This window comes from Rhodopirellula sp. MGV (genome assembly GCF_002251265.1).
Taxonomy (GTDB): domain Bacteria; phylum Planctomycetota; class Planctomycetia; order Pirellulales; family Pirellulaceae; genus Stieleria; species Stieleria baltica_A.
The window spans coordinates 1-13,481 of sequence record NZ_NPDI01000047.1 but is presented as its reverse complement, the minus strand read 5'-3'; the positions used below and the strand labels follow the sequence as shown (position 1 = coordinate 13,481).

Annotated in this window: 8 protein-coding genes and 1 pseudogene; 7 read left to right on the top strand and 2 right to left on the bottom strand. The window is 54.0% G+C overall.

What is annotated here, in order from left to right; all coding sequences use genetic code 11:
• The first annotated feature begins 86 nt into the window (after positions 1 to 86).
• From CGZ80_RS16820 to CGZ80_RS16810, 3 genes are all read left to right on the top strand, one after another.
• Entirely contained in the window at positions 87 to 2,306 is a 2,220-nt protein-coding gene (locus CGZ80_RS16820) for a hypothetical protein (RefSeq protein ID WP_143543989.1), read from the top strand.
• A gap of 150 nt (positions 2,307 to 2,456) precedes the next feature.
• Entirely contained in the window at positions 2,457 to 6,593 is a 4,137-nt protein-coding gene (locus tag CGZ80_RS16815) for a protein kinase domain-containing protein (RefSeq protein WP_094416544.1), read from the top strand.
• Positions 6,594 to 6,820: 227 nt separating this feature from the next.
• Positions 6,821 to 8,614 (top strand): hypothetical protein, encoded by a 1,794-nt coding sequence (locus CGZ80_RS16810; RefSeq protein ID WP_158222742.1) that lies wholly within the window; start codon positions 6,821 to 6,823, stop codon positions 8,612 to 8,614.
• 187 nt (positions 8,615 to 8,801) lie between these two features.
• Here CGZ80_RS16810 and CGZ80_RS16805 read toward each other — a convergent pair whose 3' ends face one another.
• Together CGZ80_RS16805 and CGZ80_RS16800 are read right to left on the bottom strand one after the other, a co-directional pair.
• Complete coding sequence (locus CGZ80_RS16805; RefSeq protein WP_158222741.1) at positions 8,802 to 9,248, bottom strand: DUF805 domain-containing protein; 447 nt, start codon at positions 9,246 to 9,248, stop codon at positions 8,802 to 8,804.
• A gap of 140 nt (positions 9,249 to 9,388) precedes the next feature.
• Positions 9,389 to 9,598 (bottom strand): 2-hydroxymuconate tautomerase, encoded by a 210-nt coding sequence (locus tag CGZ80_RS16800; RefSeq protein WP_094416538.1) that lies wholly within the window; start codon positions 9,596 to 9,598, stop codon positions 9,389 to 9,391.
• A 144-nt stretch (positions 9,599 to 9,742) separates the two neighbouring features.
• Between CGZ80_RS16800 and CGZ80_RS29260 the strand changes: the two are divergent.
• The 4 genes and pseudogenes from CGZ80_RS29260 to CGZ80_RS28050 form a co-directional block, all read left to right on the top strand.
• Positions 9,743 to 9,940: pseudogene (locus tag CGZ80_RS29260) on the top strand (transposase); the annotation flags it as partial.
• Between the two features lie 146 nt (positions 9,941 to 10,086).
• Positions 10,087 to 10,323, top strand: a complete 237-nt coding sequence (locus CGZ80_RS16790) for a toll/interleukin-1 receptor domain-containing protein (RefSeq protein ID WP_094416534.1) — start codon at positions 10,087 to 10,089, stop codon at positions 10,321 to 10,323.
• A gap of 129 nt (positions 10,324 to 10,452) precedes the next feature.
• Positions 10,453 to 12,171, top strand: a complete 1,719-nt coding sequence (locus tag CGZ80_RS16785; protein ID WP_094416532.1) for a DUF4062 domain-containing protein — start codon at positions 10,453 to 10,455, stop codon at positions 12,169 to 12,171.
• On the top strand, positions 12,168 to 13,481 hold a 1,314-nt coding region (locus CGZ80_RS28050; protein WP_158222740.1), incomplete at its 3' end, for a hypothetical protein. The genes CGZ80_RS16785 and CGZ80_RS28050, both read left to right, overlap by 4 nt.

Below are 13,481 nucleotides of genomic sequence, written 5' to 3'. Positions count from 1 at the left end.
GTTGCCCTCGACATATCGCCGTGATAGCATGCCATGCCCCTCCGCAGGGAGGTGTTTCAGTCGGACCTAATTTGCAGGCTTCGTAGATGGCTCAGAGTTTCTTCCTGAATAGCCGGTATTGCTCCCCCGCTGTCCTCTGTCTTGTCACCGCACTGGAATTCCTCAGTGCTCCTCTTTCCGCCCAGGGATTGCTTCAAAAGCTTCCCAAACCAAATGACGACGAGATCCGGATTGCCTCCAGTAAACTTGACGTGGCGTTTCCCATCGCTATGGAGAACCGGCTTCCAAAGCTGCAACAATTCTTACAGACTCAAGAGCTTGATCCCGCTCCGCGCTACGCGTTGCTCGTAACGATTGAGCAAGAAGGCGCTAAAAGCAAAAGCTATGCCGCTTGGTACAACGCATTGCTAACGCGATTCGAGACCTTCGAAACGCCCGATAGCAGATCGGAGTTGTTCGGCAAGGCGCTGCTTGATTTCGCATCGAATTCGCCTGATCTGTTTATGCTTCCGCAATTTACAGATCTTGCACTGGAACTTTCGCAGTCGCAGATTGAAGCGGGGAATCGAGACGGTGCTCTGCGATTTATTGAACGAATACTTTCGAGTCTGCCGAACCGTGTTGCGAACTCTTTGACTCGGTTACGGAATGCAAAAGACAATATTGCGAAAGAGCTGGCTGAAGAGAAGCAATTCCAAATCGCAATGGAACATGTCGCCAAGGATGACAGCGACCAAGCGTCTTGGACGGTGGTGGGCCGTTGGTTCTTGGTCAAATCGGGCGATTGGAACGGGGCGAAAGATGCGTACGCAAAGTCGTCAGACACGTCGTTGAAAAAAGTCGTCCAACTTGATAGCAGCGTTTCTCCACTAGACTTTGTCGCCGACTGGAAGGATGCCATTGCAATCCACGCGGACGACACTGACTTGGTCTGCCAACTGGTTGCCGTTGCAAACAAGCTCACCGAATCGCGGGTGCAAACAGCAGATGATCCGATCGATCGCAAAATCCTTGAAAACTTCGCGGAGTACCTGAAGTCAAATGCCACTGGAAACACCGCCAACAAACCCTATCAAACGCTTATCTTCAACGGAATCGATCACTCCGGATGGGAGATTTCGACATCCGGTGGCAAAGGCGGGTGGCGGTTGACGGAGCATGCTCTACTTGGGTTAAGCAAAAACGGGAAAGCCAGCGTTTCAAAGCCGTCCGTTGGTCGTGACACTCATCTGACTTTCCATGTCCGCCTGAGCAGCCATAGTAAGTTTTCTGCCAAAGTTCGCTGGAAGGATGACGCTGAAACGAAAGAAGCAATCACGCTTTTGCTCGAGTCTGATGCCACTGATGTGAAAGGTTTGTTGACCGTTGGTGATAAACAAGAAAAACTCTCCGCCGCCATGCAGCCGTTCAAATGGATCACCTTTGATGTCGTCTCACATGATCGCCGGTGCACCGTTTATGCGAACGGACGCAGCTGCGCAACAGTGCGAAATTTCATCAACTCAGAAAGTGCCGACGGAATCTGTTTCGAAGTCATCGGTGATGACAGCTTCGTGGAATTGACGGACGTCGCTGTCGGTCAAGTACAACAATACGCCCAGTCGATCCGAAACGTGCAAGGCTCTGCACCGGAAACATCGAAGAGCATTGCGTGGATCGCTGCCGCTTCCACTGATGGTCCAAACAACCAGATTGACGCCCAGTTAATCCAAAAAGGCATCGCACTGGAACCGACTTTTCAGCAACCGGCCTTTTTCAAGTCCGTCTCCGATGTTGGCGGCCGCTCGATGCGAAAAGTCGGACGAGAACTCATTATCAGCGGTCTCCCAGTCAAGGGAAAACCTCAATCGCATGGAGTGAATTTTGGCGATGCCGATTGGACGAACTATCGCTTTTCCGTCGAGTTTCGACTCGAACACGGGACAAGGGAAATTGGATTGGTTGCCTGTTCAATCGAAATCCCCAAAGACAACTTTTGGTCGATCAACACAGGGGCATTTCAATTCGATTCATTGGACCTGCGGGCCAATGTCGATGGCCAGTCGTCCTTTCGAAATCCGGCTCGGCGGTACACGAGGGGAGCTGGAAACTTCGAACAAGGAACGTGGTACCGGATGGAGATGGAGGTCAACGGTAACGAGGTGTTTGCCTTCGTCAACGGAAAACAGATCGCTAGATCGAGCCACAAACAGATTCAAGGGGGCCGGGTCGGGGTCAACGTCTTCGACAAACCCGTGGTTCGCTTCCGGAATCCAAAGGTTGTCGACCTACAAGGTAACGTGCTTCTGTTTGGCTTTCCCTTTTGATGTATTCACTGGTTCCCAGGCATTGCTGAGGCCTCGATGGTGAGATCTGTTCCTTCGTCAACGAAATTCTGCATGAATCACTATTACGCCGTTCCGATTCGCTAAGATCGTTCTGACTGTGATTTCATCTATGACGAAAGTCGGGAATCGATGAGTGAAGACTATCAACGCGAGAAGATCGGCGGCGAAGCCCTAACCAAGAGCGAAGTTACCGCGAAAGCCGCTGAACAGAGCACCGAACAGCCAACGACATCACGACGCTTTGCGCACTTTCAAGTTTTTGAAAAATTGGGTAGCGGAGCGTTTGGTGCGGTCTATCGAGCACACGATACAAGGCTGGATCGCAGCGTTGCGATCAAGGTACCGACGAAGCGTGTCTTGGAATCGCCCCAACTGCGTCAACGATTCGAGCGTGAAGCGCGTGCAGCGGCCGCGGTTCAACATCCAAACATTTGCCCCATCTTCGAAGTCGGCCAGTACCAGGATGTGCCGTTCTATTCGATGGCACTACTCCGGGGCGGATCATTGCGACAAGCAATGGGACGGCAAGCGCTTTGGACAACTCGTCAAGTCGTTGGCTTGATCAAGAAGCTTGCGGCGGCGTTATCAACCGCGCATGCCGCCGGTTTGATTCACCGTGATCTGAAGCCCGAGAATATTTTGATCGACGATCAAGGCCAGCCGGTGATTGCCGACTTTGGTCTCGCAAAACGATCTCGGGGAACAGCAGAGAAAATCACCGCAACAGGCGTTGTGGTCGGCACGCCAGCCTACATGTCGCCGGAACAGTGGAGCGGTGAGGAATCCAACCCTGCATGCGATGTATTCAGCCTTGGTGTGATCTTCTATGAACTTCTCTGTGGTACTCGACCGTTCGAAGGCAATCATCAAGAACTCCTGACGAAGATCGCGTCGCCCGATTGGGAGCCACTTGCACCACATGAAGTCCGCAGTGACATCGAGGCGGAAATATCCAATCTCGTCATGCGTTGCCTTGGCAAAGGTCCACAGCCGCGCATCGCAACCATGAACGCGTTGCTCGGTGAGATCCGCAGTATTTCACGTCGACTGAGCACGGACGTTGACCGTCGGGCGCCCAACACCAATGACCCTCGACTCGATAGCCTGATCGAATCACTCGCGAGTTGGAAATCGAATCCGCAGCCAAAGGTGGTCCCACTATCAATGTGGATTGCGGGCTCGGTGTTGACGTCCGCGTTCGTGTTAATTGGGTTTCTATTCTTTTTCCAGACCGGCTATGGCAAAGTTCGGTTGCAACTCAATTTAGACACCTCCGATCCGGCGATCGCCGTTGTGATTGATGGTTTGTCGATCGATCCCGCCTCGCTGGCGGATGAAATCGAGTTGCCGGAGGGTTTTCATGAATTGGTAGTCACCCGAAATGGAATCACAATCCAGCAATACAAGTTCGAAGTCATCGCTGGTGTGACAACAGTTGAACAAGTTCCCATCGATGGTATTTCACCGGACCAATCGCAAATTCACAGCATAGCGAAGCAGTGGCTTGAATCCGGTGCAAGCTTGGTCGTCAAAGAACGCGACCTTCATCGATCGACCATCCGCTCGATCGATGATTTGCCACAAGGATCCTTCACGGTGACGGGGATTCAATGTAACGAATCCTGTGTTCCGCCAGTGGAATTGTGGACCTCGCTCGACGCGTTGCCTGAGCTTGATACGTTGACGATCGAGAATGCGAGCGAGCTGACCAGTTCGATTCAATCCCGCATCGGACGCGTCACAACCTTAAAAGACTTAACACTAGCAGGGCTGCGTCTCGATGCCGTTTCGCTGGTCGGTGACAACCAACTCGCGGGGCTGGAGTCATTAGATCTCCGCTCGGCCACAATGGGACCTGCTGAACAATCACAGAGCCTGTGGACATCACTCGGGTCGTTGCGTCGGTTGAATCTGTCCAACACAGGTACGCTGCTGGACGACCTACCGATCGAAGCGCTGCCAAAACTTGAATCGCTTATTTTGTCTGGCACACCGACAACCGATCGGGCGGGGCCGTGGCTTGCCAGCCACACCTTGTTAAGTGTCGTTGACCTTTCCCAATGTCCAATCACGGGGCAACTGTTCGAAGTTTGGCCGGTACACGGCTCGTTGCAATCGTTGTCGCTCAATGACTGCGCAGTCACTGACATCGATTTTTCTCGTCATTTGAAACAACACCTGCCCAAGAGATTGTCGCTGTCTGGCACCTACGTGACAGAAGACTTTGTGACCTCGATTCGGCAAGGCACGCCTGATCACGAAATCGTTTGGGAACCAACAAGAGCTCGCAACCTTGATGAAGTGGTTGCGAAAGTCGTGTTGGATTCTGGTGGCGAAGTGATTTGGAATGACAAGCTTCCATCGGATGTTCAGGTCGAAACCGCGGACTCCCCGCGAAAGCAGTCACGTCGCCTCATCGGTATCGACATCGGATCCGCTACCCGCGTTTGGGAAGTCGTCGATTGGTTACCGTTGATCGCGAGATTACCCGCGCTGGAATCTCTGTCTCTTCACTCCGTTGTCATCTCCGCTGAACAAGCTCGTTCGCTGATTCATTCACCACGGTTAAGCGACGTCAATGTCGCATTGAGCGGTCTGACGGATGAGTTTGCCGCACAACTGGCGAACCGACCTCAAATGCGGTCTTTGGTCATTGACAGTACCATGCTCGGTGACAGGTTGGCTGAAGCGATCAATTCAGGTGCATTACAGACTCTCACGATTACCAAACACCCGGCTGGTCAGAACGCGACCTTCTCTTCGCTACAATCAGTGAAACGACTGACTCATTTGCGTTTGGACGGGATTCCACTGGACGACTTCATCGAGACTGTTCCAGATGGCCCCCACAACCTCGCGGAGCTTTCGTGCAATGTTGCGAGCGATTCGGCAGTCGAAAGCCTGCGTCGCTGGCCATTGCTCAAGCGACTCAGCCTTGCAAACTCGGCGGTTACTGATCAAGCGATCGCGGCATTGAGAAGCATCTCGGACCTTGAGTCAATTGACCTTTCCGGCACCAAGATTGAAGGGGCGACGTTTCAATCGCTACGAAAACTGCCGCTCAAACAGTTGATTCTAAACAACACGATGCTATCCGGCCCCGGTGTGCTGGCGATCTGCAGCTTGCCTCATCTCCAAAGGCTGGATTTGAACAGCACCCAAGTGGACAATGCCAGCTTAATAAGCCTGACAGCACTCGGTGAATTGAAAAATGTTTCGTTGGACCAGGCCTGGACAACGGTCAGTGGGCGTGAAAGGTTCCGCACCGCGATGCCCGAATGCGACGTTTGGCCAAAAGATGAGCAACTCAATTTAACGCACGATGATCTCGCGGAGATACTTGAATCAATCCTCAAGAAGAAAGGCATCGTCAACGTCCGTGTCGCGGACGGCAGCTTGAAACGACTTGTCAGCGGCTCGGAGATTCCCCAAAGCAACATGACCGTCGTCGGCGTTGACCTCTCCGCTGCAACGGTAACTGACGAAGACGTCGCCCGGCTCTCCAGATTAACGGACCTGCAACTGCTGAATCTTTGGGGAGCGAATTGCACAGCCAAGGCGATGATGCACTTGCAAGAATGGAGCAACCTGCAGTCGTTGACTCTTGATGGATTCGACTTAACCGACCGCGGAGCCCGCTACCTGCTCGCGTGCCCCCGATTGCGACGACTTCGCATTGCGGACGCACAACTCACCGACGCGGCCGGCCAGATCATCCAGCGTCTGACGAACCTGGAACTGTTACAACTGAATAACATCGAATCCATCACGCCAGCTATTTTGGAATCGCTCCAGACGCTTCCACAATTGACAACACTCGATGTCAGTTTTCCTATTCGGGGCCATGCAAAATCACTTGCGCGTCTACCCTCGTTGGAATATCTGATTTTCACACGCTGCAATGAATTGAGCGAAGCTGACTTTGAAGAAATATCGCTCCTAAGAAACGTTCAATTCTTAACGATCAGGAAGTGCAGCCTAAGTGACGAAGCGGCGTTATCGCTAGCGAAGCTGAAACGCATCTCTACGCTCCTGCTAGAGGATATGGTCCTGTCTGCCAGAGCTTTGAAACGTCTGGCCGGAATGAACCAACTGAAGTCACTGAAATTGAGTGGGCTCACCTTAGATCGCGAACACGTTCAATCGTTGATGACCTTAGACAGGCTTCGCCGCCTGAGTCTTGCAAAGACCGAATTAAGTGAGACGGACGAGCATATGTTAAATCTTTGGTGTACGCGGCGAAAAATCAAATTCGTCATTGAATGATCCGACGACCTGACCATTCGCTTGCAAGGGCCCGCCAGAGGGTTAAACTCAATCACCCGAACATGACGGTCTAGGCGAGCCGTTTTGCAAGGTGCTGGTGGACTCCGATTCCGTTTGATTCGTACTTGCTCACCGCAAGAAATACCAGTGATGTGCATCGCCTGATCCAGCCGGCGAAAAATGGGGCAATGAATCCGTATCTCCAAGTAGTTTTCACGAGATTTAAGATGCGTCGTTTCCAACAATTATTTGCTTTGCTGTTGTTTGTGCTGCCTTGCGATGCGCAGGACACCGAACGAATTCTCGATGAGGTCGACGTCGAGCGGATCGCCGATGAGGCCGAGGACCTCCGGCTGATTTCCGAATTCGACGAATTGGAACAGCAGGTTTCCGTCGCATGGACTCCAGCGATAGCGGAGCGTTCTGGAGATCTAGAAGACGGATTGCTAGTGCCCTTCCGTATTCATTGCGACGGTTCATTGGTCGCATTATGGCCGATACCTCAAACCTATTCGCAGGAGCAGACTTGCGAGGTAGCCGTTCCGTATACAGAAACGTTTACCCGCGAAGTCACAACCGTTGTCCTGGTTCCCGAAACAAGAACCCGAACCGTTCAGGTCACAAAGCACCAGACAGAGACCAAGACCAGAACAATTCCCGTTACAAAAACGCTCGAAGACGGGACCACGGTGACCGAAACGCAAACTCAAGAGTATACGATCCAAGTTCCATATACGGAAGAAATTGAGGAGACCTACACGGTTTGCAAACCGGTGCATCAAACGCACGAAGTTGAGTTCCCCGTAACTAAATTGAAATATCAGTCGGCGACAGTCCGAAAGGAAGGGACGACGTTTGGTTCGCAATTGTCAACGATTCAGCCCAACGCATTTCCGGTTCTTCGCGGCGATCGACGAGCGGGCGAATGGGATGAGTTTTTCAAGGAAATCGTGCTTTCTGGGGAGATGTACGTTGTCGTATTTGAGTCGCATGAGGACTGGCTGCCAGCCTGGGACACGGTCTTGGATCCAGATGCATACGTCATCATCTTGGATCAGATAACGGAAGCCCCAAAACAGTTGCAGGTCGAATCGGAAAACATTTGCAACACGCTCGGTTCGCCGATTCTCCCGCTTCCGCTACTTGGAAAACGATCGGAGCAGCCAGACCACCAGTACGCGTTCAGCCCATACGTGCAAGCCAAATCGTTTCGACCGAACGCATTATCACGCCAGCCAGTCCTACCTTCGCAACGCCTTGCATCTCACAACTTGAGCTGTGACTTTGCGAAACATGATTGGATCTATGAAATCCAAATGAAAGCGACAAGTTGGTCGACCGTCGAAGGGAATGCGGTGACTGATTTAGCGATCGAGCGAGCACTTGCCGAAGGCGACTCTTTTATCATCGCTCCAAATGTCCCCGCCCGAGCAGCGTGGCTTGATGTGTTCTTCAAGTCGACGCTCGTTTACTGGTCGGCTGAGCATTCGGTAATCGCGTCTGGCGGCGAGGAAATGAATGTCGACCAAATCGATCTCTCGTTAGCTGCCATCGATGCCTTGGAGCAAGAAAATGTCGACAAGATTATCGACCTCGTTTCGCAAGTGCGTGATTTCAGTTTGCTGAACGCAAACTTCTTTTGTCAAGCAGCTTTTCTTTTGCACCGGGAAGGACGCGGGGGGATGGCGGAAGCCTTCGTTTCCCATGCCTTGTCCCTCAATCCGAAACCGCTCAATCGAAAACAATTGATCCGAAGCCAAGGCAAGTCACGTCTATGGCTAGAGGAAACGGTCCAGGACCTTCCGCTGCAAGATGGCTCAGTAGCACGGCTAAACCAAACCAAGTTGAGCCGGATGTCTGAGATTTACGAGCAGCTCGCAAACGCCTCAATACCAACCGCCGCTTCGCAATTTCAAACAAACGGCGAATCCTTGGGGCCGATTGTCTTAGGTAAACGCGAAATGGACGCAGCGCCTCAGCCAATTCCCGATCCCGATTACGCAGCGGGTCCACAGGAATAACTAACTCTGATCACTTCAGATGCCAACTCGGATGCGTTGTTCCGGTCAGCTTTCGATCAGCGAAGCGTTTTGCTTGCTGATCGAGAGCCATGTCATTTTGTTTGCTTGCGGGAACGGGCAGTTGTGCGAGAAGTGAATTGAATCGAAGGCGACCATTCGAAGGCTTATACCGTAGATCAACAGGCTGCTAATGCGTTGCACGATCGTTGAACGTCGCCAGAGGCCATATTAAGCGCGGATCCGTACCGTATCGGTTGACAGCACGTTTTCCTTTTCGCACACCGATGTTGTAGAACAGAAATGGTATGCCGATTCCCGGTATTAGGCCTGAGAGGACAAACCAACCTGGAAGTCCGAGATCATGAAACCTTTTGGCCCCAACGGCGAGTCCATTCCAAGCGATGATGTAGGGGAACAGGAAAGAGCAACCTTTCGCGACTGGGAAAACGGCTGATGCGGAAATGGTGATTGCCAGAAACAACACCCAGGACGCAATCGTGAGTAGAACCGCGATCCACGCCATGCCGAGTGAGAGTCGCCCACGAAAAGAATACAGAATCCAGACGATGTCAAAATAGCCTTGGACAGCAACGACTGCGTGCGGTTCAGTTCGGAAAGTCTTGGCGTTTTCCAATTGGCTAGTGCTTTGGATCTCCGAATCGCTTGTCAGCAACAGTCTGCACCCGGGGCATGTCCCATCCTCCGAGGGCACGACCTGCACGCGACAGTTTGAACAGTAAACAATGCTCATCGAATCGTCCTAGTTGACGTTGGTCATTGAGCGGGTGATTGCGTTTTTTTCCAGTCATCGGTCAGCATGCCGGCGTACCCCCAGTTCACGTCTGCGATTTCGGCGATCACGATGTGAATATGCTCAGGTTTTTTGCCAAGAGTCTGGACCAGGGAATCAGTGATGTCCTTGACAAGTTGTGATTTTTGCTCCCGGGTGGCTCCTTCCGTTATCTGCAAGTTCACATATGGCATTTGCGTATTGGCTCTGCTTTAAGTAGGAGTTGTTGGATTTCGTTTCGCGACCAAAGCGTCCTATTAGAACGAATCGACTCCCGAGATGCCAACTGTTTCGGGCATGGGAGATCTGCAGTCGGTTAGAGCCAAAAAAAAGTTTCCCGAACGCTCAAAAAGCGGTTGAGCCGAATACTAAGCTACTTCGGGCATCGAATCGCCAACGCAATAAGCATAGGAATCAACAGCCGCATTCAGTCGATCAAGTCGGCAGCGAAAGGATTCAGTAGCTTCGCCAATTATCGGCTGCAAGCTCTGTACTACTGCGGCAAGCTTGAAGCGGGCCCGGATGGCCGCCCATAGAATCCGTGAAAAAACCATCGAAATGATCCGACAGTGTAGGTCGAATTCGATTCGCAAAAACGAGTAGGACCGAAAGTTAGAATAGGATATCTTTCTTAGCAACAGCGCGAATGATAAGACGGTGGTGCGTGACGGAGCGGTATTGGATGGACGGGGTGAAGGCGTGGTTCGGTGAATGGTTTCTCAAGCCCGGCGACAGCATCCCGGCAAAGATCGTGGAAAGGCTGGGACGTTCACGCATCCAGGTGCTCTGCATGTCGGCAAATGCGTTCGGCTCGAACTGGTCGCAGTCGGAGGCCGGTACTTGCCGCTTCCGCTACCCGTTGTACAAAGAGCGACGCTTCCTTTCCCTACGCCTCGAAGACTCCAACTCACGAACGTAAGAACGACGTGCCCAACACTTTTGCCAACAAACCACGCAATGTTCCGCAGGTCATGGTTTCCAGCACATTCACGGATTTGCAGGAGCATCGTGCATCATTCTCCGCAGCGAAAAACTCATCTACCCTTCCATGAGCAACACCGGCGATTTAAGAGCAATAATTAGCGCCACTGCGCGCGATCTGCCCGACCAGCGTCTTGCCGCACAAGATGCCTGCCTTTCCAACGACGCATTTCCAGTCTGGATGAAGCACCTGCCAGCGCAAGACAGGGACGGCTTCAAGGTCTCTATGGAAATGGTGGACAAAGCGGACATCTACATCGGCATCTACGCATGGCGATATGGTTGGATTCCAGACTTCGACAATCCCCAACAGGTGTCGATTACCGAGCTGGAGTTCGACCGAGCCGTTAAGCGGAAAGCGTCGGGCAAGCTCAAGGAGCTTCTCATTTTCATCATGGATGACTCCGTCAAAGTCTCGCCCGCAGACATCGAGATGAACGATGTCGCGCAGCAAAAGCTCAAAGCGTTCAAAGAACGCGTCTCCACGAAGCGAGTCGTCGGCTTCTTCAAATCCACGGATGACCTGCAGCGCCAGATCAGCGAAGCACTCGCTGCTTACAAAAGTCGCAACCCCGCAAAAAAGGCGTCCGAGTCCCTTGAGTCTCCCTCGGCCGAGATCACCTCCATCCCCAAGCCGCCTGCCTTCTACGCCGAGCCGGACTACATCGGCTCGCATAAATTCGTTGGACGCGCGCGGGAACTCGAAGAACTCAGCGACTGGGCCAACCCTGCCGATCCCACGAACCTCCTCCTCTTCGAAGCCATCGGCGGCAATGGCAAGAGCATGCTCACCTGGGAGTGGACGACCAATCCCAAGCACGCGCTCGCCGCGCGCCCGAAGGACAAACCCTGGGCCGGTCGCTTTTGGTATTCGTTCTACGAGGGTGGCGCGAGCATGGAGGACTTCTGTCAGCGCGCGCTCGCCTACATGACGGAGCGCCCGCTGAAAGACTTTGCGAAAAAGAAAACTGCAGCGCTGAAGGATGAACTCCTCGCCCGGCTCCATGCCCAGCCTTGGCTGCTGATCCTCGATGGACTCGAGCGCGTCCTCGTTGCCTACCACCGAATTGATGCCGCCGAAGTTCGCGACGAGGAGGCGAACATCCCCACCGACCAAATCGCAGACCGCAACCCCTGCGACGCCATCCGTGACGAGGACAACGACCTCCTTCGCGCCCTCGCCGCCGCGCGCCCGTCGAAACTTCTCGTCAGTTCGCGTCTCACCCCGCGCGTCCTGCTCAATCAGGCCGGCCAGCCCATCAACGGCGCGAAACGCATCACACTCCCCGGTCTGCGTCCGCCGGATGCCGAGGCCCTCCTGCGCTCCTGCGGCATCGAGGGGAAAAGCGATGCCATCCAGAGCTACCTCACCGCCAACTGCGACAACCACCCGCTTGTCATCGGCATCCTCGGTGGCTCATCGCCAACTACCTGCCCGCGCGCGGCGACTTCGACGCCTGGTCCGCCGTCCCCGACGGCGGAGCCGCACTCGACCTCGCCAGCCTTGACCTCATCCAGCGCCGCAACCACATCCTTGAGGCTGCGATCGAAAAGCTGGCGGACGCCAGCCGCCAGCTCCTCTCTACCCTCGCTTTGCTCACCGACTCCGTGGACTACGAGACGCTCAAAGCGTTCAATCCCCATCTGCCGCCGGAGCCGGACGAGGTGGAAAAGCCGACGCCGCCGGAGAACGGGTGGGAATGGAAGTTATCAGGTGATAACGGGAAAGCCAAGCTGCGGAATGAATACGAAGACGCTCTTTCAAAATGGAGAGACCAGCCTGTGATTAAGGCATGGCTCAAATCACCGGAGTTCCGCGCCGCGCCGAAGAATCTGGAAGTCACCGTCAAAGACCTGGAGCAGCGCGGCCTGCTGCAATGGGACGGCCGCACGCGGAAGTATGACCTGCACCCTGTCGTCCGCGGCGTCGCCTCGGGCGCGATGGCTGCGGCGGAACGTGAACGCCACGGCCAGCGCGTGGTGGACCACTTCACCTCCCAGCCCCACCGTCCCTATAAGGAAGCCGAGACGCTGGAGGACCTGCGCAACGGCCTGCATATTGTTCGCACACTCATTAAACTCAATCGAGACCCTCACGAAATCCTGTATGCCTATGGCAACGGTCTGAGGCAAGCGTTATCCAACCTGGACCTAGAGGAGGTAAATTTGGCGATTTTGCGACGATTCTTTCAGCAAGATTGGGGAACTCTCGCTGGTGGTCTTTCTGACTACGCAAAAATGTTTTGCGCTAATGCGGCAGCCTATTCTTTACGCGCATCAGATGCAGCAGCCTCTATTGTGGCGAATCGGGTTGCATTCTTCAGCGCTTTGGAAATGGACGATTGGCATGTTGTCAGAATGTCTGTGACCAACACCGCAATCGATCTCTCACGCCTAAACCGTTGTGCTAGACAGGAAGCGTGGGTTGTTTTCGCAGTAGAATTGGCTTTGCTCCGGGGTGACGGACACGATGTCTTCCGGGCAAAGCTGGATAGGTTCGAGCAACTAGCCGAGCTCGGATGTTTTAGTGATGCAGAGGAAAACTGGCTTGCCCTGGACAAGATGGGGCGCAACTGGCCTGATTGTTGTTACAGGTCAGGTCAAGCAGAGTTTGATTACGCTCGTGTCCAGTATTGGAAAGGAGCATTGCAGGAAGCACACCTAGCCAAAGCCGAGCGATTGACAGTAAAAGGCAAGCGGCGGTCAGCCATCCGCGCGCTCCACAGCCTGCGTGGCATCTGGCGGCTGGAGCAGGGGGAGTGGCAGCTGGCGGGGGCGAGCTACCAGGAGGCCGTGCGCTTGGCCCGTGAGCGCAGTCTCACCGACACAGCCTCCGAGACGGGCCTCGCTCTGGCCAAGTACCACCTCGGCCAGCTCGCCGATCCCCGCGAGGAAGCCGAGCGTCTCGCCCAACTCCGCGACCCCGCGCATCGCCTCCTCGCCCAACTCTGGCTCGAGCTCGGTGACACAGAGCAGGCCAAGAAGCACGCCCGCGCCGCCTACGAGTGGGCTTGGGCTGACGGCGAGCCGTATGTACGCCGCTACGAGCTCACCAAAACGACCGAACTGCTCCAGCAGATGAATGTCCCCCCCCCC

Bases quoted from the DNA above. Each gene is read 5' to 3' on its own strand.
- CGZ80_RS16820 (WP_143543989.1), top strand. From the start codon at position 87: ATGGCTCAGAGTTTCTTCCTGAATAGCCGGTATTGCTCCCCCGCTGTC.
- CGZ80_RS16815 (WP_094416544.1), top strand. From the start codon at position 2,457: ATGAGTGAAGACTATCAACGCGAGAAGATCGGCGGCGAAGCCCTAACC.
- CGZ80_RS16810 (WP_158222742.1), top strand. From the start codon at position 6,821: ATGCGTCGTTTCCAACAATTATTTGCTTTGCTGTTGTTTGTGCTGCCT.
- CGZ80_RS16800 (WP_094416538.1), bottom strand. From the start codon at position 9,598: ATGCCATATGTGAACTTGCAGATAACGGAAGGAGCCACCCGGGAGCAA.
- CGZ80_RS16790 (WP_094416534.1), top strand. From the start codon at position 10,087: ATGGACGGGGTGAAGGCGTGGTTCGGTGAATGGTTTCTCAAGCCCGGC.
- CGZ80_RS16785 (WP_094416532.1), top strand. From the start codon at position 10,453: ATGAGCAACACCGGCGATTTAAGAGCAATAATTAGCGCCACTGCGCGC.